This is a genomic window from Streptomyces antioxidans, from assembly GCF_000968685.2.
Lineage (GTDB): Bacteria > Actinomycetota > Actinomycetes > Streptomycetales > Streptomycetaceae > Streptomyces > Streptomyces antioxidans.
Genome location: NZ_LAKD02000040.1, coordinates 1 through 23,698, shown reverse-complemented (window position 1 = coordinate 23,698; position 23,698 = coordinate 1). Strand labels below are relative to the sequence as shown.

The window sequence follows — 23,698 nt, the reverse complement described above, 5'->3', positions numbered from 1 at the left end:
GGTCGGCCGAGAGGGGAGGGGCTCAACGTTGGACGACGCCACCATCGGCGGAGCGAGCGACGGCGAGCTCCTCGCCCGGCACGTCGACGGCGACCCGGACGCCTTCAGCGAAATAGTGCGGCGCCACCGCGACAGACTCTGGGCGGTGGCGCTGCGCACCCTCGGCGACCGTGAGGAAGCCGCCGACGCGGTCCAGGACGCGCTCGTCTCCGCCTACCGCGCCGCCCACACCTTCCGGGGCCAGTCCGCCGTGACCACCTGGCTGCACCGCATCACGGTCAACGCCTGTCTGGACCGGGCACGCAAGGCCGCCTCTCGTCGCACCTCCCCCGTCGACGACACCGAACGGCTCGAGCAGCTTCTGGAACCCCATGAGTCGGCCGCAGCCCCCGCCGAGCGCGGTGATCTCCACCGCGAACTGCTCCAGGCGCTGCGCACCCTCCCTCCCGAGCAGCGCGCGGCCCTGGTGCTGGTCGATATGCAGGGCTACCCGGTCGCGGAGGCGGCCAAGGTCCTGGACGTTCCCACCGGCACCGTAAAGAGCCGCTGCGCCCGGGGCCGCGCACGGCTGCTGCCCCTCCTCTCACATCTCCACCCCAGCGGGAGGGGTAGCTCACCCTCGGCCATGGGAAGGAACCGGACGCAGGGGACGTCCGTCCCACCGACGGCAGGACCGAACGACACAGATGCCGTGAAGGGCGGAGGTGGGCGAGCGTGACATCCTCGACGGACACGGAAGAGCACCCTGAAGTCGCGGAGATCTCCGCACTCACCGAGGGTCTGCTCTCTCCGTCCCGCGCCGTCGATGTGCGCACTCACCTCGCGAGCTGCGTGCTCTGTACGGATGTATGGGAGTCCCTGGACGAGATCCGCTCCCTGCTGGGGACCCTTCCCGGGCCGGTACGGATGCCCGCCGAGATCGCGGGCCGCATCGATGCGGCCCTGGCCGCCGAAGCGCTTCTCGACGCGACCGCCCCCGAGCGCCGGGCCGATGTTTCACGTGAAACTCCTGACCCGGCCGCCGCGCCCACGGCCGTTTCACGTGAAACGGCCGATGACGCCTCCAGCGACCCCGGCACCGGCACCGGCACCGGCACCGCAGAGCCCACCACGGCCAAGCCGTCCATCGCGGCGGACCGGCCCGCCGGGCGTCCCCGTGGGGCCACCGGGCCCGGACGGAGCTCCACCGGACCCGGCACCCGCACCGGCCGCGCCCGCCGCTGGCGCAAGGCCGTCCTCGGCGGCGCATGCGCCGCCGCGGTGATCGGCATCGGATCCTTCTTCCTCCAAAGCGGCTCCTCCGGCGATCACGGCGACGGCGACCCCCAGGCGCACACCAGCCAGAGCTCCACCGCGAAGGCCACCCTCTCCTCGGGCACGCTCAAGGACCGCGTGCACGAGCTGCTGGCCGACCGGAAGTCCACCGCGTCGGACGGCGTCACCGGGCAGGGCAACTCACCCGATGTGCCGCTGCGCGCCGACGACGACCCTGAGGTGCCCTCCTGCGTACAGAGCGGCACCGGCCGCAAGGAGCCCGCGCTCGCGGCACAGCAGGACACCTACGACGGCCAGAGTGCCTATATCGTCGTCCTCCCGCACCCCTCCGACAGCTCACGCGTCGACGCCTTTGTGATCGACGCGTCGTGTGTCTCGGCGCGTCCGTCGTCCCCCGGGGAGCTTCTGGTGACCCGGACCTATCCGCGCCGCTGAGGCGCACCGCACATGGGGCCCTGCCTGACAGCGCTCGGGAATGCCTGACCCGTAGGATCCGTTGGGTGGGGTGGCAGCGGAATTCCGGGGGGACCCGGAGCCGCCCGCCCAGTCAGCAGTCCGGCAGTCGGCAGAGACAAGGAAGACATCCGTGAGCGACGTCCGCAACGTGATTATCATCGGTTCCGGGCCCGCGGGCTATACGGCCGCGCTCTACACCGCCCGTGCTTCCTTGAAGCCGCTGATCTTCGAGGGCTCCGTGACCGCGGGTGGTGCTCTCATGAACACCACCGATGTGGAGAACTTCCCGGGCTTCCGGGACGGGATCATGGGTCCCGATCTGATGGACAACATGCGGGCCCAGGCCGAGCGCTTCGGCGCCGAGCTCGTTCCGGACGACGTGACCGCGGTCGACCTCAGTGAGCAGATCAAGACCGTCACCGACTCCGCCGGTACGGTCCACCGGGCCAAGACGGTCATCGTGGCCACCGGCTCTCAGCACCGCAAGCTGGGGCTGCCGCGCGAGGACGAGCTCTCCGGCCGCGGTGTCTCCTGGTGTGCCACGTGTGACGGGTTCTTCTTCAAGGACCAGGACATCGCCGTCATCGGCGGCGGTGACACGGCTCTGGAGGAGGCGACCTTCCTGTCGCGGTTCGCCAAGTCGGTCACCGTGGTCCACCGCCGGGACACCCTGCGGGCCAGCAAGGCGATGCAGGAGCGGGCCTTCGCCGACCCGAAGATCTCGTTCGTCTGGGACAGCGTGGTCGAGGAGATCCACGGCGAGGGCAAGCTCTCCGGTCTCACGATCCGCGACGTCAAGAAGGACGAGGCATCCAAGCTGCCGGTCACCGGACTGTTCATCGCGATCGGCCACGATCCGCGCACCGAGCTGTTCAAGGGCCAGCTGAGCCTGGACGACGACGGGTACCTGAAGGTGGACGCGCCCACCACCCGGACCAACCTGCCCGGTGTCTTCGCCGCCGGCGATGTCGTGGACCACACCTACCGTCAGGCGATCACCGCGGCCGGCACGGGTTGCTCGGCGGCACTGGACGCCGAGCGGTACCTCGCCTCGCTGGGCCAGGGCGACGCCACCGTCTGACTCCGCTTCCCACCTCTGCACCAACTCACTAAGGAGATTGCCATGGCCGGTCCCACGGTTACCGTGACGGACGCCGACTTCGAGGAGAAGGTCCTCAAGAGCGACAAGCCGGTACTCGTCGACTTCTGGGCCGCCTGGTGCGGTCCGTGCCGCCAGATCGCCCCCTCCCTGGAGGCCATCGCGGCCGAGCACCCCGACAAGATCGTCATCGCCAAGCTCAATATCGACGAGAACCCGGCGACAGCCGCCAAGTACGGCGTGATGTCCATCCCGACGCTCAATGTCTACCAGGGTGGTGAGGTCGCCAAGACCATCGTCGGTGCCAAGCCCAAGGCCGCCATCGAGCGCGACCTGGCCGACTTCATCGGCTGAGCACGCCACGCGTTGCCTCATACATGGAGGGGCTGCCCCATCGGGGCAGCCCCTCCATGTTTCACGTGGAACCTGGGCCCTTCACGTGAAAGCCGAGCCCTTGGCGTTTCACGTGGAACCGCTACAGCGGCCGCAGCGCGGGCTCCTTCTGGACGGCGCCGAGCAGCCGGTCCAGCGCCAGCTCGACATCCTCCTTCCAGGAGATCGTCGTCCTCAGCTCCAGCCTGAGCCGGGGGTAGCGCGGATGCGGCCGTACGGTCTTGAAGCCCACGGCCAGCAGATGATCGGCGGGCAGCACACACGCCGGTTCCTTCCAGGTGGCGTCCCCGAACGCCTCCACCGCCTTGAAGCCCCGGCGGATCAGATCCTTGGCGACGGTCTGCACCATCACCCGGCCCAGCCCCTGCCCCTGGTATCCGGGCATCAGCCATGCCGTCATCAGCTGGACGGCATCCGCCGCGACCGGACTGGTCGGGAAGGCCGTGGAGCGCGGCACATACGCCGGAGGCGCGTACAGCACAAAGCCCACCGGAACCTCATCGACATAGACCACCCGGCCGCAGGATCCCCACTCCAGCAGAACGGCGGAGATCCATGCCTCCTTCTCCAGCTCCGGCCGCCCGGCCCTTACGGCTGCTTCGCCGCTGACCGGGTCGAGCTCCCAGAAGACACATGCGCGACAGCGCTTGGGGATGTCCGGGAGGTTGTCCAACGTGAGCGGTACGAGCCGACGCCCCATGAAGCCAGTCCTTCACTTCCGTGGCCAGCCGCACCACGGGCGGCTGACAGCGCACTACGCTCCCTGAGCAGACTGCCGACGAAACCGCCGACAGCTCCCAGGCCCAATCCTGTGGCCAACAGTCCGGTGCGGCTCACCGATCGCATGGCCCTGCCCTCCATATGCGGCGCCTCCACATGGATCCGCCCTATCTGACCGCATCGTAGCCGTGCCGAGATTGCACCGATACCGCCCTTAGGCAAACAGCGGGTCGCCTTCCGACCATGTCGGAACGCGACCCGCCCCGCGCTGCCCTTCCGTACGGCGATGGCCGCACGGGCAGCGCCTCACTCGTCCTCGTCCACCGCTTCGTCCTCGGGGGAGAGCGGCTGCTCCAGCACCGGTCCCTCACCGGGGGCCAGCGAGCCGAGGATCCGCTCAAGATCCTCTATTGAGGCGAACTCGACGACGATCTTTCCCTTCTTCTGACCGAGGTCGACCTTCACCCGCGTCTCAAACCGATCAGAGAGACGTGAGGCCAGATCCGTGAGCGCGGGGGACACCCTCGCGCCCGCCCTGGGACTCTTGGGCTTTGTCGTACCGCCCGAGCGCGACCCCATCAGGGTGACGATCTCCTCCACCGCACGCACCGAAAGCCCCTCGGCGACGATGCGATGGGCCAGCCGGTCCTGCTCCTCGGGGTCATCCACCGAGAGCAGCGCCCGGGCATGGCCCGCGGAGAGGACCCCGGCCGCCACCCTGCGCTGGACGGACGGGGAGAGCTTCAGCAGCCGCAGCGTATTGGAGACCTGCGGACGCGAACGCCCGATACGGTCGGCCAACTCGTCATGCGTGCAGTTGAAGTCCTTCAGCAACTGGTCATACGCCGCCGCCTCTTCCAGCGGATTCAGCTGAGCCCGGTGAAGGTTCTCCAGCAGCGCGTCGAGGAGAAGCTTCTCGTCATCGGTGGCCCGGACGATCGCGGGGATCTTCTCCAGCCCGGCCTCACGACAGGCCCGCCAGCGCCGCTCGCCCATGATGAGCTCATAGCGCTCCGGGGCCAACTGCCGTACGACGACGGGCTGGAGGAGACCGACCTCCTGGATCGAGGTGACCAGTTCGGCCAGCGCGTCCTCGTCGAAGACCTCACGGGGCTGCCGCGGGTTGGGAGTGATGAAGTCCAGCGGCAGCTCGGCGAAATGGGCTCCGGCCACCTCCTCCGGCATCGCCTCCGCGGTTACGGCCTCGGGCCCCTGCTCCGGCGGCGCGGGCTCGGTTTCCTGTGGAACGGTGGTCGCGGCCAGTCCGGCCACCTTCGCCGCCGCCACTCCGCGCTCCTGGGTGAGCACCGGGACCGCGGTCGGTGAGGTGGTGGCCCCGGTCGTCGTGACCGTTCCCGCCCCCGCCGAGGACGCGGCGTTGTCCGCCCCCTTCGGCGCGGGAGGAATCAGGGCACCGAGCCCACGGCCCAGTCCTCTGCGTCGCTCACTCACTGAATCCCCTCCTGCATGCTGCTGTGCTGGTCGTGCTGGCTGAGCTCGGGCAAGGCATGGGCGTACTGGGCGTCGTACTGCACGCCGACACCCTTGAGGGCGATCTCGCGGGCCGCCTCCAGATAGGAGAGCGCCCCACTCGACGCCGGGTCATAGGTGAGGACGGTCTGCCCATAGCTGGGGGCCTCGGAGATGCGCACCGACCGGGGAATGCTCGTCCGAAGCACCTCACCGCCGAAGTGGCTTCGCACCTCGTCGGCGACCTGGGAGGCCAGTCGGGTGCGACCGTCGTACATGGTGAGAAGGATCGTAGAGACATGGAGCTTGGGGTTGAGATGACCCCGCACCAGATCCACATTGCGCAGCAGCTGCCCCAGCCCCTCCAGTGCGTAGTACTCGCACTGAATCGGGATCAGCACCTCCGCGCCGGCCACCAGCGCATTGACCGTCAGCAGGCCCAGCGAGGGCGGGCAGTCGATGAGGATGTAGTCCAGCGGCTGCTCATAGGCCTCAATGGCCCGCTCGAGCCGACTCTCCCTCGCCACCAGAGAGACCAACTCAATCTCCGCGCCGGCGAGATCGATCGTGGCCGGAGCACAGAAAAGGCCCTCCACATCCGGGACCGGCTGCACCACATCGGACAGTGGCTTGCTGTCGACCAGCACGTCATAGATCGATGGGACCTCGGCGTGGTGGTCGACCCCCAGCGCCGTCGAGGCGTTGCCCTGTGGATCGAGGTCGACCACCAGCACACGACCGCCGTGCAGGGCGAGCGAGGCGGCCAGGTTGACGGTGGTCGTGGTCTTTCCGACCCCGCCCTTCTGGTTGGCGACCACCATCACCCGGGTCTGCTCCGGCCTGGGCAGCCCCTCACCGGCGCGACCCAGGGCTTCGACCGCCAGCTGGGCTGCACGGCCGATGGGGGTGTCGTCCATCGGAGGCGGCGTTTCACGTGAAACATCCTCCCCCGGCGATTCGGTACGGGGGCCGGGGACCGGATCGGTCATCGGCCCCGCGATGTTGGCGTCGGACCGCAAGGATTCACTCTCCTCGACATCAGGCTCGCAATAAGCAGAGCCTGCCATGCTTTTGGGGTCGTGAACCAGCGAGGCCCGTTCTCCTGTGGATGAATCCACGTTCATACGGGGTCGGCGGTCGCGGGGCGAGGCCGCCGCACGACCGCGACTGATGATTCCATGCAGCAGGGAGCGACGTTTCACGTGAAACACGATGCACGGGAGGCCTCGTCGATGGGTCGCGACACTCCGGTATGTGTAGTTTTGCCAGCTTGTATGGAGCAATGCCCCTGAGTCAGGGCCATGCAGCAATGCGTCTAAGCCGCGACCATGGAGCAATCCACGTGACTCAGGGCCGACGGCGCGGCGACCGGCGAGCCGCCTTGGCCCGCTTCGCCGCGAAGCGCACACCTCCGGGGCTCTCCCCGACCTCGACCCGCACCACCGTGGACAGCGGGTCCACCACTCCCTCACCGACATGCAGCACCGAGGTCCCCACCACGCCCAGCTTGCCCAGCGCGGCCCGGGCCTGCTTCAGCTCCTCCTCGGCGGTGTCGCCCTTCAGCAGCAGCATCTCCCCGTACGGGCGCAGCAGCGGAACCCCCCAGCCGGCCAGCCGGTCCAGCGGGGCCACCGCCCGAGCCGTCACCACATGCATCGGGGTCAGCCTGTCGAGAACCTCCTCGGCACGGCCGCGCACCACCGTCACATGCTCCAGCCCCAGCAGCTCCACCACTTCCCGCAGAAAGTTGGTCCGGCGCAGCAGGGGCTCCAGCAGCGTGATCCGGAGATCGGGACGGGTCAGGGCGAGCGGGATACCCGGGAGCCCGGCCCCCGACCCCACATCGCAGACAGTGACCCCCTCGGGCACCACTTCGGAGAGCACGGCGCAGTTCAGCAGGTGCCGCTCCCACAGCCGCGGCACCTCACGCGGGCCGATCAGCCCACGGGTCACTCCCACATCCGCCAGCAGCTCGCCATAGCGGACGGCCTCCGGGAAGCGGTCACCGAATACGTCCCTTGCCTCGGGGGGCGCCGGGGGGAGCTCCGCTGCTTCCGTCACGGGGACCGTCCTTCCGTACCGAACACTGCTGCACGATGATGTAAGGCTGACAAGATTCGGCCCCGTCTGCGGGCAGACGGGGCCGTGTGGATCACGAGGCGGAACCGCTTCAGACCGGAAGCACGACCACACAGCGCTGGGGCTCCTCGCCCTCAGACTCGCTGCGCAGCCCGGCGACGGCCACCGCGTCGTGCACTACCTTCCGCTCGAAGGGCGTCATCGCCTTGAGCTTCACCGGCTGACCGGTGCCCTTCGCCTCGTCGGCCGCCTTGGTGCCCAGCTCGGTCAGCTCGGCACGCTTACGGGCCCGGTATCCGGCGATGTCGAGCATCAGCCGGCTGCGGTCACCGGTCTCCCGGTGCACCGCGAGGCGGGTCAGCTCCTGAAGGGCCTCCAGCACCTCGCCATCGCGGCCGACCAGCTTCTGCAGATCACGGCTGGTCGAGTCGCTGATGATCGACACCGCTGCACGGTCGGCCTCGACGTCCATGTCGATGTCGCCGTCGAGGTCCGCGATGTCCAGCAGCCCCTCGAGGTAGTCGGCCGCGATCTCCCCTTCCTGCTCAAGGCGGGTCAGGGTGTCGACACCCTCGGCTGCCGGGGTGGTGCCTTCCGTCACGGATGGACTCCTTCGTTACTTCTTGGACGGGTGCTTGGGGCGCTGCTGGCCCTTGCGCTGGCCGGACTTCGAGCCACGGGAGGAGCCGGAAGCCGAGCCGCCGCCGGCCGGCTTGCCACCCTGCACGCCCTTCTTCTGTGCCGAGCCCTGCTTCTGCCCCGGGCCCTCCTTCTCGACGGGCTTGTCCTCGGGGGACTTCTCCAAGGAGGTCGGGGAGGCCGGCTGCGAGCTGGCCCGGCTGTGGCCGGTCGTGGCGCGCTGGGACTTGGTCTGGCGCTTGGGCTGCTGACGGTTGGCGCGCGCCGTCTCGGCCGCCTCCTTCGCGGCGACCTCGGCCGGCTCCTCCTTCAGCTTGCCGCTCGCCCGCAGCCGCTCCTGGCGGGCCTGGAAGGCCACGCTGCCCGGGGTCGGGTTCCGGCGGATGACGAACATCTGCTGGCCCATGGTCCAGACGTTGGTGGTCAGCCAGTAGACGAGGACACCGACGGGGAAGTTGATGCCGAAGACGGCGAACATGATCGGGAAGACGTACATCAGCATCTTCTGCTGCTGCATGAACGGCGTCTTCACCGTGAGGTCGACGTTCTTGGTCATCAGCTGGCGCTGGGTGAAGAACTGCGAGGCCGACATCAGGACGATCATGGTGATCGTCACGACGCGGACGTCGGTCAGCGAGGCGCCGAGGGATTCGACCTTCGAGGCCGAGTCCATGAACTTCACCGACAGCGGAGCACCGAAGATATGGGCGTTACGGGCGCTGTCCAGCAGCGACTGGTCGATGACACCGACCGTCTTGTTGTTCGCGATGTGGTTGAGCACCTGGTACAGCGAGATGAAGAACGGTGACTGCGCGAGGATCGGCAGACAGCTCGAGAGCGGGTTGGTACCCGTCTCCTTGTAGAGCTTCATCATCTCTTCGGACTGGCGCTGCTTGTCGCTCTTGTAGCGCTCCTGGATCGCCTTCATCCTGGGCTGGAGCGCCTGCATGTTCCGCGTCGACTTGATCTGCTTCACGAAGAGCGGGATCAGGCAGATCCGGATCAGCACCACCAGCGAAACGATGGACAGACCCCACGCCCAGCCACTGTCCCGATCGAAGATCAAGCTGTAGAACGAGTGGAACTGGACGATGATCCAGGAAACTACGTCATAAAGAGGACCGAGGATCGTGTCCACGAATCAGGCTCCTTGGGCTTTGGGCTGGGTCTCGGGCTGTGCGGCAGGCTCCACAGCCGGATGCCCGCCGAGGCGGTTCCGCAGCCGCTGGTGCCACACCGGACGCTTCCGGGGCGGGACGTGGTCGACGCCACCGAGTGACCATGGATTGCAGCGCAGGATGCGCCAGGCCGTCAGCGCCGTTCCTTTCACCGCGCCGTGCCGGTTGATGGCCGTATAGCCATAGTGCGAGCACGACGGGTAGTACTTGCAGACCGGTCCCAGCATCGGGCTGATGGTCCACTGGTACAGCTTGATCAACCACAGCAGCGGATACTTCATCGCGGCACCCCTCCCAGTAGCCGCTGCACTGCCGTGTCGAGATCACGGGCCAGCTGGTCGTGACCCGCCTCACCCGCGCCGGACAGCGCCCGTACGACCACAAGGCTACCTGCGGGAAATCGGTCGATGCGGTCCCGCATCAGATGGCGCAGTCTCCGCTTCACCAGATTGCGGACGACGGCGCCACCCACAGCCTTGCTTACGACGAAACCCGCACGCGCCGGAGGAGCACTCTCCCCGGATGCGTGCGGGTCCGTATCACCGCTGGTGAGGCCGGTACGAAGATGCACGACAAGGAGCGGGCGCCCGGCCCTGCGTCCTCGGCGTACCGCGGCCGCGAAGTCCTCGCGCCGCCTCAGCCGATGTTCGGTAGGCAGCACGTCATGGACCTTGGGTCAGGCTGCTCAGGCCGACAGGCGGGCGCGACCCTTGCTGCGGCGGGACGCGAGGATCGCGCGGCCGGCACGGGTGCGCATACGCAGCCGGAAGCCGTGGGTCTTCGCGCGGCGGCGGTTGTTCGGCTGGAAGGTGCGCTTGCTCACTCGGGGGCTCCAGAAATGAATCGGATGGTGGCGGTCTATCGCTTGGCTGTCACCGTGCGCCCACGAGTAGCTCGCAATACGCCCGAGTGCACCGCTTCACGACCACGGATCATCAGCCCGTGAATCCTTGCCCATCGGAGGCAGGCGGCAGCAGCCATCGACAACTCGACCTGGTTACGGTACGCGCGGTTACGCCATCCGGTCAAACCGGTGGCCGACACCCTGACGGCACGCTATCCCCCCACAGCCTAGGGGCAAGGGAACGCCCGGCGACATCGCATGGCACATTTGTACACACCCTGTGGACAACGACTTGAACCGCGTACCCCGGCCTGACTACCGTGGCTAGGCTCCGATTCCTTCACGCCCGTCCCGAGAACCACGCATTCGTGGGACCTGTCGGCGTCCCCCACCCAGCGAGTGAGAGAGCGTGCCCTGTGGCTGACGTACCCGCCGATCTTGCCGCAGTGTGGCCACGCGTGCTCGAGCGGCTGCTGGGAGAGGGTTCCGGACAGGGCGGACAAGGCGTCGAGGCCAAGGACGAGCACTGGATCAAGCGGTGCCAGCCCCTCGCGCTGGTCGCCGACACCGCACTGCTCGCCGTCCCCAATGAGTTCGCCAAGGGCGTACTGGAGGGACGGCTGGCCCCCGTCGTCAGCGAAACACTGAGCCGGGAGTGCGGCCGCCCGATCCGCATCGCGATCACCGTGGACGAGTCCGCGGGTGAACCGATCGTCCCCCCGCAGCCCCAGCGCGATCAGCGCGAGTCCTACGAGAACCGCGAGTCCTACGAGGGCTACGACGGCCGGGACGGCTACAGCCGCCAGGCGGCGGACGATCTTCCATCGGCCCGCCCCGCGTACCCCGGGTATCAGCAGTCGCGCCCCGAACCGGGCGCCTGGCCGCGGGGCCATGACGACTATGGCTGGCAGCAGCCCCGGCTCGGCGGCTTCCCGGAGAGCGACCCGTATGCCTCCCGGCACGCCTCCTCCGGCTATGACCAGCAGTCTGGCTATGACCAGCAGCCGTACGACCAGCCGCGCGGCGACTACCGCGGTCCGGGCGCCGAACGCCCCGGGCCGGGCCCCGGCCCCGGCGGCGGTCCCGCTGGCATCCCCGGCCCCGCGCCGAGCCCCGAGCGCCCGCCGTACGAGCAGCGCCACGATCTGCCCGACCCGCTCGAGCGCGCCCGCGGCGGACCGCCCGTACTGCCCTCGCAGACCGGCGCCCCCGGCCCGCTCGCCGCTCAACCCGCGCCCGCGTCCGGCCCCGGTGAGCCGACCGCGCGGCTGAACCCCAAGTACCTCTTCGACACCTTCGTCATCGGCGCCTCCAACCGCTTCGCGCACGCCGCGGCGGTCGCCGTCGCCGAGGCGCCGGCCAAGGCGTACAACCCGCTGTTCATCTACGGCGAGTCCGGGCTCGGCAAGACCCATCTGCTGCATGCCATCGGGCACTACGCGCGCAGCCTCTACCCCGGCACCCGGGTGCGCTATGTGAGCTCGGAGGAGTTCACCAACGAGTTCATCAACTCCATCCGCGACGGCAAGGCGGACGCGTTCCGCAAGCGCTACCGCGACATGGACATCCTGCTGGTCGACGACATCCAGTTCCTGGCGAGCAAGGAGTCGACGCAGGAGGAGTTCTTCCACACCTTCAATACGCTCCACAACGCCAACAAGCAGATCGTGCTCTCCTCCGACCGGCCGCCCAAGCAGCTGGTCACCCTGGAGGACCGGCTCCGCAACCGCTTCGAGTGGGGCCTGATCACCGATGTGCAGCCGCCGGAGCTGGAGACACGCATCGCGATCCTCCGCAAGAAGGCGGTGCAGGAGCAGCTGAACGCGCCGCCGGAGGTGCTGGAGTTCATCGCCTCGCGGATCTCCCGCAACATCCGTGAGCTGGAGGGCGCGCTGATCAGGGTGACGGCCTTCGCGAGCCTGAACCGGCAGCCGGTGGACCTCGGGCTCACCGAGATCGTGCTCAAGGATCTGATCCCCGGCGGCGAGGACGCGGCCCCGGAGATCACCGCCACCGCGATCATGGCCGCGACCGCGGACTACTTCGGGCACACGGTCGACGATCTGTGCGGCGCCTCCCGCAGCAGGGTGCTGGTCACCGCGCGGCAGATCGCGATGTACCTCTGCCGGGAGCTGACCGATCTCTCGCTGCCCAAGATCGGCGCGCAGTTCGGCGGCCGCGACCATACGACGGTGATGCACGCCGACCGCAAGATCAGGGCGCTGATGGCCGAGCGGCGCTCCATCTACAACCAGGTGACCGAGCTGACCAACCGCATCAAGAACGGCTGACAGGGGCCCACAGGGCCACCGCGCACCGCCGAAGGGCGCTCCGGGACGGACATCTCCCGGGGCGCCCTTCGTCGTCCCCCCTTGTCGCCTCGCGTTGTTACCTCTGTCGCATCGCGTTGTTGCCTCGCGAACCCTCGTCGTTCATGGCTACGAAGCTGTTCGATTCATGGCCCGGGCACCATGGTTCTCCACAGATCCACAGCTCATCCACCGTCCACACCCTGGGGACATGGGAGTTGTCCCGATCGCGTCCACAGGGTGCGCGATGAAAAGAGGATCACCCGAGGTCAGCGGGTTGTGGAATTGTGGCTAACCGGAGTCCACAGACTGTGGATGATGGAGGCGCCCACAGGCCGCCCGTCAGCTTGTCCACCGGCAACCCACAGCCGAGGGCCCGTTGCCCACAGCTTCTCCACACCGCTGTCCACTGTTCGGCAACGAAACGGCCTCGGTCACCGGACCGAGTGAAAGGCGTCACACCGAAGAGGCGGGTTGGGCTGTGGGGAAGCTGGGTAAACCTGGGGACGACGCTGGGGAGAACCGGGCGATGTCTGTGTATCGCATGTGCAGAACTCTTCGGCGTCCACAGAAAGCCCTGGTTATCCACGGCCTCCACCCACAGGGCCGGTGGATAAAAAAGCGCCTCTGACCAGGGCAGATCGAGTTTTCCACGGTTTCCACAGGGCCTACTACTACGACCACATAGAGATAGCGAGGAAATCGCTTCGAAGTGGGGCCTGTGCACAACCTCGGGCCGAGCCGCCCGACACCCCGTGCATCGACTTGACCCCGAGCCGCACCGACTGTCGGCGGCGTGCGTCAGACTGGTCTCTGGCGACACAGCCGACGACGAAGGCCAGCAGGGCGAGCCAGCAACAGCGGGAGGCGGCTTACGGTGAAGATCCGGGTGGAGCGCGATGTACTCGCGGAGGCGGTGGCCTGGACAGCCCGCAGCCTCCCGGCCCGACCGCCGGTGCCCGTCCTCGCGGGGATCCTGATGAAGGCGGAGGAAGGCACCCTCAGCCTCTCCGGCTTCGACTACGAGGTCTCGGCCCGCGTCTCGGTGGAGGCCGACATCGAGGACGACGGCACGGTCCTCGTCTCCGGCCGTCTCCTCGCCGACATCTGCCGCGCCCTCCCCAACCGCCCCGTGGAGATCTCCAGCGACGGGGTGCGGGTGACCGTCGTCTGCGGCTCCTCGCGATTCACACTCCACACCCTGCCTGTGGAGGAGTACCCCGCGCTGCCGCAGATGCCGACCGCGACCGGCACGGTCCCGGGTGAGGTCTTCGCCGCCGCCGCGGCCCAGGTCGCCATCGCCGCCGGCCGTGATGACACCCTGCCGGTGCTCACGGGTGTGCGGATCGAGATCGAGGGCGACACCGTCACGCTGGCCTCCACCGACCGCTACCGCTTCGCGGTCCGCGAGTTCCTGTGGAAGCCCGAGACCCCCGACATCTCGGCCGTCGCGCTGGTGCCCGCCAAGACGCTCCTCGACACCGCCAAGTCGCTGACCAGCGGTGACACCGTCGCGCTCGCGCTCTCCGGCTCGGGTGCGGGCGAGGGCCTGATCGGCTTCGAGGGCGCCGGGCGCCGTACGACCACCCGGCTGCTCGAGGGCGACCTGCCGAAGTACCGCACGCTCTTCCCCACCGAGTTCAACTCGGTCGCGGTGATCGAGACCGCCCCGTTCGTCGAGGCCGTCAAGCGGGTGGCCCTGGTCGCCGAGCGCAACACCCCGGTGCGGCTCACCTTCGAGCAGGGCGTGTTGATCCTGGAGGCCGGGTCAAGTGACGACGCACAGGCTGTGGAAAGGGTGGACGCCCAGCTCGACGGCGACGACATCTCGATCGCCTTCAACCCGACGTTCCTGCTGGACGGCCTCAGCGCGATCGACTCACCGATCGCCCAGCTGTCCTTCACGACCTCGACCAAGCCCGCCCTGCTGAGTGGCAAGCCCGCCATCGACGCCGAGGCGGACGAGGCGTACAAGTACCTGATCATGCCGGTCCGGCTGAGCGGCTGAAGGCCGAGCGAATGAGCGGGTGTAGCCCACATCTGTGCGGCTACCCACGGGCGTAGGCTCGGATTCACCGCGAAACGCAACGGACTACGGCACAAAGGATCACTGATGGAGCTCGGTCTCATCGGCCTCGGCAAGATGGGCGGCAACATGCGCGAGCGCATCCGCCGCGCTGGCCACACCGTCATCGGATACGACCGCAACCCGGACGTCGCCGATGTCCACAGCATCGATGAGCTCGTCAACCAACTCGAGGGCCCGCGCGTGGTGTGGGTCATGGTCCCGTCCGGCGTCCCCACCCAGATCACCATCGATGAGCTGGCCGAGCTGCTGTCGCCCGGTGACATCGTCGTGGACGGCGGGAACTCCCGCTGGACCGACGACGAGATCCACGCCGAGCAGCTCAACGCCAAGGGCATAGGCTTCGTCGACTGCGGTGTCTCCGGCGGCGTCTGGGGCCTGGACAACGGCTACGCGCTGATGTACGGCGGCTCTGCCGACCATGTGGCCCGGGTCCAGCCGATCTTCGACGCGCTCAAGCCCGAGGCCGGGGGCGGCGCCGTCCACGCCGGAAAGGTCGGCGCGGGCCACTTCGCCAAGATGGTCCACAACGGCATCGAGTACGCGATGATGCAGGCCTACGCCGAGGGCTGGGAGCTGCTGGAGAAGGTGGACTCGGTCACCGACGTCCGCGAGGTCCTCCGCTCCTGGCAGGAGGGCACGGTCATCCGCTCCTGGCTGCTTGACCTGGCCGTCCGCGCCCTGGACGAGGACGAGCACCTGGGCAAGCTGCGGGGCTACGCGGAGGACTCCGGCGAGGGCCGCTGGACCGTGGAGGCCGCGATCGACAACGCCGTGCCGCTGCCGGCGATCACCGCGTCGCTCTTCGCCCGATTCGCCTCCCGCCAGGAGGACTCGCCGCAGATGAAGATGGTCGCCGCGCTGCGCAACCAGTTTGGCGGCCACGCGGTCGAGAGCAACGAGAAGTAGTCGGGAGCAACGAGAAGCAGCCACCCCTCGGGGTGGGAAGCGAGCAGTACTGCCGGGGGAGGTCGGCGCAGCCCACCATGCACGTCACGCATCTCTCGCTCGCCGACTTCCGCTCGTACGTCCGGGCCGAGGTGGCGCTCGACCCGGGCGTCACGGCCTTCGTCGGGCCCAACGGCCAGGGCAAGACCAATCTCGTCGAGGCCGTCGGCTATCTCGCCACCCTCGGCAGCCACCGGGTCTCCTCCGACGCCCCGCTGGTGCGCATGGGCGCCGAGCGGGCCGTGGTCCGGGCCGCGGTCGTCCAGGGGGACCGGCAGCAGCTGATAGAGCTCGAGCTCAACCCGGGCAAGGCCAATCGCGCCCGTATCAATCGGTCCTCGCAGGTCAGGCCGCGTGATGTGCTGGGGATCCTGCGGTCGGTGCTGTTCGCGCCCGAGGATCTGGCCCTGGTGAAGGGCGACCCGGGCGAGCGCCGCCGGTTCCTGGACGAGCTGATCACCGCGCGGGCGCCCCGGATGGCGGGGGTCCGCTCCGACTACGACCGGGTGCTGAAGCAGCGCAACACCCTGCTGAAGACCGCCGCCCTGGCCCGGCGCCACGGTTCGCGCGGCGGGGGCGGCGACGCGGCCCTGTCCACCCTCGACGTCTGGGACCAGCACCTGGCCCGGGCCGGTGCCGAGCTGCTCGCCCAGCGGCTCGATCTGATCTCCGTGCTCCAGCCCCTCGCCGACAAGGCGTACGAACAGCTCGCCCCGGGCGGCGGCCCGGTGCTGCTGGAGTACCGCGGTTCGGCCGGTGAGGGGCCGGCCGGCGCGGGCAGCCGCGAGGAGCTGTACGAGCTGCTGATGGCCGCCCTCACCGAGGCCCGTAAGCAGGAGATCGAGCGCGGGGTCACCCTGGTGGGCCCGCACCGCGACGACCTGGTGCTCAAGCTGGGCCGGCTCCCGGCGAAGGGCTACGCCAGCCATGGCGAGTCCTGGTCGTACGCCCTCGCCCTGCGGCTGGCCTCCTACGATCTGCTGCGCACCGAGGCGGGCGAGCCGGTGCTGGTGCTCGACGACGTCTTCGCTGAGCTGGACGAGCGGCGCCGGGAGCGGCTGGCCGAGCTGGTCGCCCCCGGGGAGCAGGTGTTGGTGACCGCGGCGGTGGAGGACGACGTCCCGGGGGTGCTCGCCGGTACGCGCTACGCGGTGTCCGAGGGCGAGGTGCGGCGGGCATGACGGACGGAATGGACCAGCCCGCGCGGCCCTCGGCGGCGCCCGGGTCCTCACCGGTGCCCGAGCCGTCGGGCGTCGACCTCGCGCGGGTGGCGCTGCGCGCCGCCAAGGAGCAGGCGCGCGCCCGGGGAGCCGCGGCCCAGCAGAAGAAGCAGGCGCGCAGAGGGGGCCTGCGCTCCGGCGCGCGCGCCGATGGCCGCGATCCGCTTCCGCTCGGCGCGGCGATCAACCGGCTGATCACCGAGCGTGGCTGGGAGACCCCGGCCGCGGTCGGCGGGGTGATGGGCCGCTGGCCCCAGATGGTGGGCCCTGAGGTGGCCCAGCACTGCGAGCCCCTGCGCTATGACGAGGACGCCAGGGTGCTCACGGTGCGTTGTGACTCCACGGCGTGGGCGACCCAGCTGCGGCTGCTCGCGCCCCAGCTCGTGGCCAGGCTCAACGCCGACCTGGGCCAGGGCACGGTGAAGCTGATCAAGGTTCTGGGCCCCGGGGGCCCGTCCCGGCGCTACGGCCCGCTGCGCTCCCCGGGTTCCACGGGCCCGGGGGACACCTACGGGTGATCCGGTGTGAGCCCTGCTGTTAACCGGGGGTAACAGGGTGACTGCTGAGACCCCGGTCACGGTAGCCGGTGGTTGACAGCCCGAAGCGCTGAGTGGCGGCGTGAGCCTCTTGGAGCCCGTCCCCGCATATGGGGAGTCGGCGGCGGCCGGTTCAGGGCGGCACATGCGGACTCAGGCGGCAGCAAGCCCCCATTCTTGTCGGCGCTACCGGTAGACTGGGGCCGTACACCGTCGCCGCTGGCGCACCGAGCGCTTGCGGACACATGTTGAACGACGCAGCCGCTCCCGCCTGCCCGGAGACGGCTTGTGCTGTGCCAGAAAGGGCGCTTCGTGGCCGATTCCGGCAACCCCATCGAAAACATCCCGTCCACGCCCGACGACGAGGCCCTGGCTCCGCCGTCGTACGACGCCAGTGCGATCACCGTTCTGGAGGGGCTGGAGGCGGTCCGCAAGCGACCCGGTATGTACATCGGTTCCACCGGTGAGCGCGGCCTGCACCACCTCGTCCAGGAGGTCGTCGACAACTCCGTCGACGAGGCCATGGCCGGTCACGCGGACAGCATCGAGGTCACGATCCTCGCCGACGGCGGCGTCCGCGTCGTGGACAACGGCCGCGGGATCCCGGTGGGCATCGTCCCCTCGGAGGGGAAGCCGGCCGTGGAGGTCGTGCTGACCGTGCTGCACGCGGGCGGCAAGTTCGGCGGCGGCGGCTACGCCGTCTCCGGCGGTCTGCACGGCGTCGGCGTCTCCGTCGTCAACGCCCTGTCGTCGAAGGTGTCGGTCGAGGTCAGGACGGACGGCTACCGCTGGACCCAGGACTACAAGACCGGAGTGCCGACCGCGCCCCTGGCCCGGAACGAGGCCACGGAGGTCACCGGCACCACGGTCACCTTCTGGGCGGACCCGGACGTCTTCGAGACCACCGAGTACTCCTTCGAGACGCTGGCCCGGCGCTTCCAGGAGATGGCGTTCCTCAACAAGGGCCTGTCGATCTCGCTGACGGACGAGCGCGAGGCCCATGTGGACGAGGAGGGCAAGCCGCTCTCCGTGAAGTACCACTACGAGGGCGGCATCGTCGACTTCGTCACCTACCTCAACTCCCGCAAGGGCGAGCTGGTCCACCCCACGGTGATCGGCTTCGAGGCCGAGGACAAGGAGCGGATGCTCTCCCTCGAGATCGCGATGCAGTGGAACGCCCAGTACACCGAGGGTGTCTACAGCTTCGCGAACACCATCCACACCCATGAGGGCGGCACCCACGAGGAGGGCTTCCGCGCCGCGCTGACGTATCTGATCAACAAGTACGCGCGGGACAAGAAGCTGCTCCGGGAGCGCGATGACAACCTCACCGGTGAGGACATCCGTGAGGGCCTTACGGCCATCATCTCGGTCAAGCTGGGCGAGCCCCAGTTCGAGGGCCAGACCAAGACCAAGCTGGGCAACACGGAGGCCAAGACCTTCGTCCAGAAGATCGTCAACGAGCATCTCGCCGACTGGCTGGACCGTAACCCCAATGAGGCGGCGGACATCGTCCGCAAGGGCATCCAGGCGGCCACGGCCCGCGTCGCCGCCCGTAAGGCGCGCGATCTGACCCGCCGCAAGGGGCTGCTGGAGACCGCGTCGCTGCCGGGCAAGCTGAGCGACTGCCAGTCCAACGACCCGTCGAAGTGCGAGATCTTCATCGTCGAGGGTGACTCCGCCGGCGGCTCGGCCAAGTCCGGCCGCAATCCGCAGTATCAGGCGATCCTCCCGATCCGAGGCAAGATCCTCAACGTCGAGAAGGCCCGGGTCGACAAGATCCTCCAGAACAACGAGGTCCAGGCGCTGATCTCCGCCTTCGGCACCGGGGTGCACGAGGACTTCGACATCGCCAAGCTCCGCTATCACAAGATCATTCTGATGGCGGACGCCGATGTCGACGGCCAGCACATCAACACCCTGCTGCTGACCTTCCTCTTCCGCTTTATGCGCCCGCTGGTCGAGGCGGGCCATGTCTTCCTGTCCCGCCCGCCCCTCTACAAGATCAAGTGGGGCCGGGACGAGGTCGAGTACGCGTACTCGGACCGGGAGCGGGACGCGCTGATCCAGGCCGGCCGGGAGCAGGGCAAGCGCATCAGGGACGACTCCGTCCAGCGCTTCAAGGGCCTGGGCGAGATGAACGCCGAAGAGCTGCGGGTGACCACGATGGACCAGGACCACCGTGTCCTCGGCCAGGTCACGCTGGACGACGCGGCCCAGGCCGACGACCTGTTCTCGGTCCTCATGGGTGAGGACGTCGAGGCACGGCGCTCGTTCATCCAGCGCAACGCCAAGGATGTCCGCTTCCTCGACATCTGAGTCGGCCCCCAGCCGCAGACGACAGAAGGACTTTGACCAGCAATGGCCGACGAGAACACCCCGAACACGCCCGACGACCTGACCCCCGACGAGCTCGCCGAGGGCGCCGCCCTCCGCGTCGAGGCGGTGGGCCTCGAGACGGAGATGCAGCGCTCGTACCTCGATTACGCGATGAGCGTGATCGTCAGCCGTGCGCTGCCCGACGTCCGGGACGGCCTCAAGCCGGTGCACCGCCGGGTGCTGTACGCGATGTACGACGGCGGGTACCGCCCCGAGAAGGGCTTCTACAAGTGCGCCCGCGTCGTCGGTGACGTCATGGGCACCTACCACCCGCACGGCGACTCGTCGATCTACGACGCGCTGGTGCGGCTGGCCCAGCCGTGGTCCATGCGGATGCCGCTGGTCGACTCCAACGGCAACTTCGGCTCCCCGGGCAACGACCCCGCGGCGGCCATGCGGTACACCGAGTGCAAGATGGCGCCGCTGTCGATGGAGATGCTCCGGGACATCGACGAGGAGACCGTCGACTTCCAGGACAACTACGACGGCCGTAACCAGGAGCCGACGGTCCTGCCGGCCCGCTTCCCCAATCTGCTGATCAACGGCTCGGCGGGGATCGCGGTCGGCATGGCCACCAACATCCCGCCGCACAATCTGCGCGAGGTGGCCGAGGGCGCCCAGTGGGCGCTGGCCAACCCCGAGGCCACCCAGGAGGAGCTGCTCGACGCGCTGGTCGACCGGATCAAGGGCCCGGACTTCCCGACCGGCGCCCTGGTCGTCGGCCGTAAGGGCATCGAGGAGGCGTACCGCACCGGGCGCGGCTCGATCACCATGCGCGCGGTGGTGGAGGTCGAGGAGATCCAGGGCCGGCAGTGCCTGGTGGTCACCGAGCTGCCGTACCAGGTGAACCCGGACAACCTCGCGCAGAAGATCGCCGACCTGGTGAAGGACGGCAGGGTCGGCGGCATCGCCGACGTCCGCGACGAGACCTCATCGCGCACCGGCCAGCGCCTGGTCATCGTGCTCAAGCGGGACGCGGTCGCCAAGGTCGTCATCAACAACCTCTACAAGCACACCGATCTGCAGACCAACTTCGGTGCCAACATGCTGGCGCTGGTCGACGGCGTGCCGCGCACCCTCTCGCTGGACGCGTTCATCCGCAACTGGGTCACCCACCAGATCGAGGTCATCGTCCGCCGGACCCGCTTCCGGCTGCGCAAGGCCGAGGAGCGCGCGCACATCCTGCGCGGTCTGCTCAAGGCCCTGGACGCGATCGACGAGGTCATCGCGCTGATCCGGCGCAGCGACACGGTGGAGACCGCGCGCGAGGGCCTGATGGGCCTGCTGGAGATCGACGAGATCCAGGCGAACGCGATCCTCGAGATGCAGCTGCGGCGACTGGCCGCCCTGGAGCGGCAGAAGATCGTCCAGGAGCACGACGAGCTCCAGGTGAAGATCAACGAGTACAACGCGATCCTGGCCTCGCCCGAGCGGCAGCGGCAGATCATCAGCGAGGAGCTGACCGCGATCGTCGAGAAGTTCGGCGACGACCGGCGCACCAAGCTGGTCCCCTTCGACGGCGACATGTCCATCGAGGACCTGATCGCCGAGGAGGACATCGTCGTCACGATCACGCGTGGCGGCTATGTGAAGCGCACCAAGACCGAGGACTACCGCTCGCAGAAGCGCGGTGGCAAGGGCGTGCGGGGGACGAAGCTGAAGCAGGACGACATCGTCTCCCACTTCTTCGTCTCGACCACCCACCACTGGCTGCTGTTCTTCACCAACAAGGGCCGGGTCTACCGGGCGAAGGCGTACGAGCTCCCCGACGCGGGGCGCGACGCGCGCGGCCAGCATGTGGCGAATCTGCTGGCCTTCCAGCCCGATGAGAAGATCGCGCGGATCCTCGCCATCCGGGACTACGAGGCGGTGCCGTACCTGGTGCTGGCCACCAAGTCCGGGCTGGTGAAGAAGACCCCGCTGAAGGACTACGACTCGCCCCGCTCGGGCGGTGTGATCGCGATCAACCTCCGGGCGATGGAGGACGGCCGCGAGGACGAGCTGATCGGGGCCGAGCTGGTCTCCTCCGCGGACGATCTGCTGCTGATCAGCAAGAAGGCGCAGTCGATCCGGTTCACGGCGACCGATGACTCGCTGCGCCCGATGGGGCGCGCGACCTCCGGCGTGAAGGGCATGAGCTTCCGCGAGGGCGACGAGCTCCTCTCGATGAATGTCGTCAGGCCCGGTACGTTCGTGTTCACCGCCACCGACGGCGGGTACGCCAAGCGGACCAATGTCGATGAATACCGCGTCCAGGGGCGCGGTGGCCTCGGCATCAAGGCGGCGAAGATCGTCGAGGACCGTGGTTCCCTGGTCGGGGCGCTGGTGGTCGAGGAGACCGATGAGATCCTCGCCATCACGCTCAGCGGTGGCGTGATCCGCACCCGGGTCAATGAGGTCAGGGAGACGGGCCGTGACACCATGGGCGTCCAACTGATCAACCTGGGCAAGCGCGATGCCGTCGTCGGCATCGCCCGGAACGCCGAGGCCGGTCGTGAGGCTGAAGAGGTCGAGGAAGAGATCGCGGCCGGGAACGCACCAGCCGAGGAGGCCGAGTCCGAGGCGGCCGAGGGCACAGCGCCCCCGGCCGACGAGACCGAGGAGTAAGTCGTGAGTGGAGCCACGGGTGCCGCGGGCGGCGGTGCGGACGCCGGAGGGCATCCGGGATCAGGAGCCCCGACGGGCGGTCACACCGCTGGGGACGGCGCCCGTGGCCCGGCCGGGGACTCCGCCCCCGCGGCGGTGACCGAGACCCGGAAGCTGCGGCCGCAGCGCGATCCGCACCCCAAGCCCCAGTACTCCAGCCCGCTCCCCAACGAGCGTCCCGCTCCCGCCCAGCCCGCGCAGCCGTACCACCCGCCGCAGGCATACGCCCCGCCGCCCGGCGGCGGGGCCGGGCGGGGCGGCTCCGCGGTGCCCGGGCAGTCGGCACAGGCCGCCCAGACGGGGTACCAGCAGGCCGCCACGGCCGTCCGCCGCCCCCGTACGTCCGCGGGGGCCCGTCCGGCGCCGCGGACCCGTAAGGCGCGGCTGCGGGTCGCCAGGGTCGATCCGTGGTCGGTCATGAAGGTCAGCTTTCTGCTGGCGATCGCGCTGGGGATCTGCACCGTGATCGCGGTGGCGGTGCTGTGGATGGTCATGGACGCCATGGGCGTCTTCAGCGCGGTGGGCGGCACCATAAGCGACGCCACGGAGTCGCAGGAGGGCAGCGGGTTCGACCTGGAGTCCTTCCTGTCGCTTCCGCGTGTCCTGGGGTTCACCGGGATCATCGCCGTGATCAATGTGGTGCTGGCGACCGCGCTGGCCACGCTCGGGGCCTTTATCTACAACTTGTCGGCGGGTTTTGTGGGCGGCGTCGAGCTGACCCTGGCCGAGGACGAGTAGCGGCCCGGCCGTTACCGATTTTGGGACGGGGCAGGTGGTGCGCTAATCTTTCGGTGCAGCGCGGGGCTATAGCTCAGACGGTTAGAGCGCTTCCCTGATAAGGAAGAGGCCACAGGTTCAAGTCCTGTTAGCCCCACCGTCGCGATCAGCCTGGATGGAGATTTTTTCCGTCCGGGCTGATGTCGTATGGAGGCAGGGAGTTGATCCCCGTCTCCTTCCCGATTTCTCCTCGGCCAATGCCGGTCATAGGTCACCGATCGGTATCGGTCGGTGTGTATCATCGGGCGCCAGAGGTCCCCTACGTCAAGAAAGAGACGAGGTAGCGCGGTGAAGAAGCTGCTCCTGGTCGCACTGGCCGCCATCGGCGGGCTCCTCGTGTACCGCCAGATCCAGGCGGATCGCGCCGAGCAGGATCTGTGGACGGAGGCGACCGACTCCGTACCCGCAGGTTCGGGTGTGTGAGCTCCTACAACAGTCCTAGTGCGGGGCCCCGACCGCTGGAGCGGTCGGGGCCTCGTCGGCTTTACTGGCGCGGTGGCGCGGTGGCGCCAGGGTGGGGGCGTCGGGGGCCGGGGGTGCGGGGGATGGGATGACGGGGGGTCTTCGTGTTTCACTCTCGCAAACGAATAGCTTGCACAGGCAAAGTTGAGCGGGCCGACCGGCCTGTACGACGAGGAGTGACG

22 protein-coding genes and 1 tRNA gene are annotated in these 23,698 nt (G+C 68.7%); 14 read left to right on the top strand and 9 right to left on the bottom strand.

Annotated elements, in window-relative coordinates:
• The first annotated feature begins 28 nt into the window (after positions 1 to 28).
• The 4 genes from sigM to trxA all read left to right on the top strand — a co-directional run bounded on the left by sigM (position 29) and on the right by trxA (position 3,184).
• Entirely contained in the window at positions 29 to 718 is a 690-nt protein-coding gene (gene sigM, locus VT50_RS16210; protein ID WP_046085102.1) for an RNA polymerase sigma factor SigM, read from the top strand.
• Positions 715 to 1,710, top strand: a complete 996-nt coding sequence (locus VT50_RS16205; RefSeq protein WP_046085103.1) for a hypothetical protein — start codon at positions 715 to 717, stop codon at positions 1,708 to 1,710. The genes sigM and VT50_RS16205 overlap by 4 nt, the downstream gene beginning before the upstream one ends.
• A 151-nt stretch (positions 1,711 to 1,861) precedes the next feature.
• Complete coding sequence (gene trxB / locus VT50_RS16200) at positions 1,862 to 2,812, top strand: thioredoxin-disulfide reductase (protein WP_046085104.1); 951 nt, start codon at positions 1,862 to 1,864, stop codon at positions 2,810 to 2,812.
• Positions 2,813 to 2,854: 42 nt separating this feature from the next.
• Positions 2,855 to 3,184 carry a thioredoxin gene (gene trxA, locus VT50_RS16195; protein WP_046085105.1) on the top strand — a complete coding sequence of 110 codons (330 nt, stop codon included), beginning with the start codon at positions 2,855 to 2,857 and terminating at the stop codon, positions 3,182 to 3,184.
• 121 nt (positions 3,185 to 3,305) lie between these two features.
• On the opposite strand, the gene VT50_RS16190 is transcribed toward trxA, so the two are convergent.
• The 9 genes from VT50_RS16190 to rpmH all read right to left on the bottom strand — a co-directional run bounded on the left by VT50_RS16190 (position 3,306) and on the right by rpmH (position 10,132).
• The gene (locus tag VT50_RS16190) at positions 3,306 to 3,923 is read right to left on the bottom strand and encodes a GNAT family N-acetyltransferase (protein ID WP_037954609.1); all 618 of its coding nucleotides are present in this window, start codon (positions 3,921 to 3,923) and stop codon (positions 3,306 to 3,308) included.
• A gap of 326 nt (positions 3,924 to 4,249) precedes the next feature.
• Positions 4,250 to 5,395 carry a ParB/RepB/Spo0J family partition protein gene (locus VT50_RS16185; protein WP_046085106.1) on the bottom strand — a complete coding sequence of 382 codons (1,146 nt, stop codon included), beginning with the start codon at positions 5,393 to 5,395 and terminating at the stop codon, positions 4,250 to 4,252.
• Positions 5,392 to 6,480, bottom strand: a complete 1,089-nt coding sequence (locus tag VT50_RS16180) for a ParA family protein (protein ID WP_075200288.1) — start codon at positions 6,478 to 6,480, stop codon at positions 5,392 to 5,394. The genes VT50_RS16185 and VT50_RS16180 overlap by 4 nt, the downstream gene beginning before the upstream one ends.
• 280 nt (positions 6,481 to 6,760) lie before the next feature.
• On the bottom strand, positions 6,761 to 7,474 hold the full coding sequence (gene rsmG, locus VT50_RS16175) for a 16S rRNA (guanine(527)-N(7))-methyltransferase RsmG (RefSeq protein ID WP_046085108.1): 714 nt from the start codon (positions 7,472 to 7,474) through the stop codon (positions 6,761 to 6,763).
• A gap of 109 nt (positions 7,475 to 7,583) precedes the next feature.
• Positions 7,584 to 8,093: a Jag family protein gene (locus tag VT50_RS16170; protein ID WP_046085109.1), complete on the bottom strand. Its 510-nt coding sequence runs from the start codon at positions 8,091 to 8,093 to the stop codon at positions 7,584 to 7,586.
• A gap of 15 nt (positions 8,094 to 8,108) precedes the next feature.
• Positions 8,109 to 9,269 carry a membrane protein insertase YidC gene (gene yidC, locus VT50_RS16165; RefSeq protein ID WP_046085110.1) on the bottom strand — a complete coding sequence of 387 codons (1,161 nt, stop codon included), beginning with the start codon at positions 9,267 to 9,269 and terminating at the stop codon, positions 8,109 to 8,111.
• A gap of 3 nt (positions 9,270 to 9,272) precedes the next feature.
• On the bottom strand, positions 9,273 to 9,590 hold the full coding sequence (yidD, locus tag VT50_RS16160; RefSeq protein WP_020869966.1) for a membrane protein insertion efficiency factor YidD: 318 nt from the start codon (positions 9,588 to 9,590) through the stop codon (positions 9,273 to 9,275).
• Positions 9,587 to 9,970 carry a ribonuclease P protein component gene (rnpA, locus tag VT50_RS16155; RefSeq protein WP_075200289.1) on the bottom strand — a complete coding sequence of 128 codons (384 nt, stop codon included), beginning with the start codon at positions 9,968 to 9,970 and terminating at the stop codon, positions 9,587 to 9,589. The genes yidD and rnpA overlap by 4 nt, the downstream gene beginning before the upstream one ends.
• A gap of 24 nt (positions 9,971 to 9,994) precedes the next feature.
• Positions 9,995 to 10,132 (bottom strand): 50S ribosomal protein L34, encoded by a 138-nt coding sequence (gene rpmH, locus VT50_RS16150; protein ID WP_003956500.1) that lies wholly within the window; start codon positions 10,130 to 10,132, stop codon positions 9,995 to 9,997.
• Between the two features lie 437 nt (positions 10,133 to 10,569).
• Between rpmH and dnaA the strand changes: the two genes are divergently transcribed.
• The 10 genes from dnaA to VT50_RS40445 all read left to right on the top strand — a co-directional run bounded on the left by dnaA (position 10,570) and on the right by VT50_RS40445 (position 23,477).
• Complete coding sequence (dnaA, locus tag VT50_RS16145) at positions 10,570 to 12,444, top strand: chromosomal replication initiator protein DnaA (RefSeq protein WP_075200290.1); 1,875 nt, start codon at positions 10,570 to 10,572, stop codon at positions 12,442 to 12,444.
• 895 nt (positions 12,445 to 13,339) lie between these two features.
• Entirely contained in the window at positions 13,340 to 14,470 is a 1,131-nt protein-coding gene (gene dnaN / locus VT50_RS16135; protein WP_046085112.1) for a DNA polymerase III subunit beta, read from the top strand.
• Positions 14,471 to 14,575: 105 nt separating this feature from the next.
• The gene (gnd, locus tag VT50_RS16130) at positions 14,576 to 15,457 is read left to right on the top strand and encodes a phosphogluconate dehydrogenase (NAD(+)-dependent, decarboxylating) (RefSeq protein ID WP_046085113.1); all 882 of its coding nucleotides are present in this window, start codon (positions 14,576 to 14,578) and stop codon (positions 15,455 to 15,457) included.
• A 77-nt stretch (positions 15,458 to 15,534) separates the two neighbouring features.
• Positions 15,535 to 16,677, top strand: a complete 1,143-nt coding sequence (recF, locus tag VT50_RS16125; RefSeq protein WP_046085114.1) for a DNA replication/repair protein RecF — start codon at positions 15,535 to 15,537, stop codon at positions 16,675 to 16,677.
• A complete protein-coding gene (locus tag VT50_RS16120) occupies positions 16,674 to 17,234 on the top strand; it encodes a DciA family protein (RefSeq protein WP_046085115.1) in 561 nt (186 codons plus the stop codon). Before recF ends, VT50_RS16120 begins: the two co-directional genes overlap by 4 nt.
• Before the next feature lie 306 nt (positions 17,235 to 17,540).
• Positions 17,541 to 19,571 (top strand): DNA topoisomerase (ATP-hydrolyzing) subunit B, encoded by a 2,031-nt coding sequence (gyrB, locus tag VT50_RS16115; RefSeq protein ID WP_046085116.1) that lies wholly within the window; start codon positions 17,541 to 17,543, stop codon positions 19,569 to 19,571.
• A gap of 42 nt (positions 19,572 to 19,613) precedes the next feature.
• A complete protein-coding gene (gene gyrA, locus VT50_RS16110) occupies positions 19,614 to 22,238 on the top strand; it encodes a DNA gyrase subunit A (RefSeq protein ID WP_046085117.1) in 2,625 nt (874 codons plus the stop codon).
• Positions 22,239 to 22,241: 3 nt separating this feature from the next.
• On the top strand, positions 22,242 to 23,015 hold the full coding sequence (locus VT50_RS16105) for a DUF3566 domain-containing protein (RefSeq protein WP_075200291.1): 774 nt from the start codon (positions 22,242 to 22,244) through the stop codon (positions 23,013 to 23,015).
• A 62-nt stretch (positions 23,016 to 23,077) separates the two neighbouring features.
• Positions 23,078 to 23,151 (top strand) — tRNA-Ile (locus tag VT50_RS16100).
• 191 nt (positions 23,152 to 23,342) lie between these two features.
• Entirely contained in the window at positions 23,343 to 23,477 is a 135-nt protein-coding gene (locus tag VT50_RS40445) for a DLW-39 family protein (protein ID WP_003958712.1), read from the top strand.
• The last annotated feature ends 221 nt before the right edge of the window (positions 23,478 to 23,698 follow it).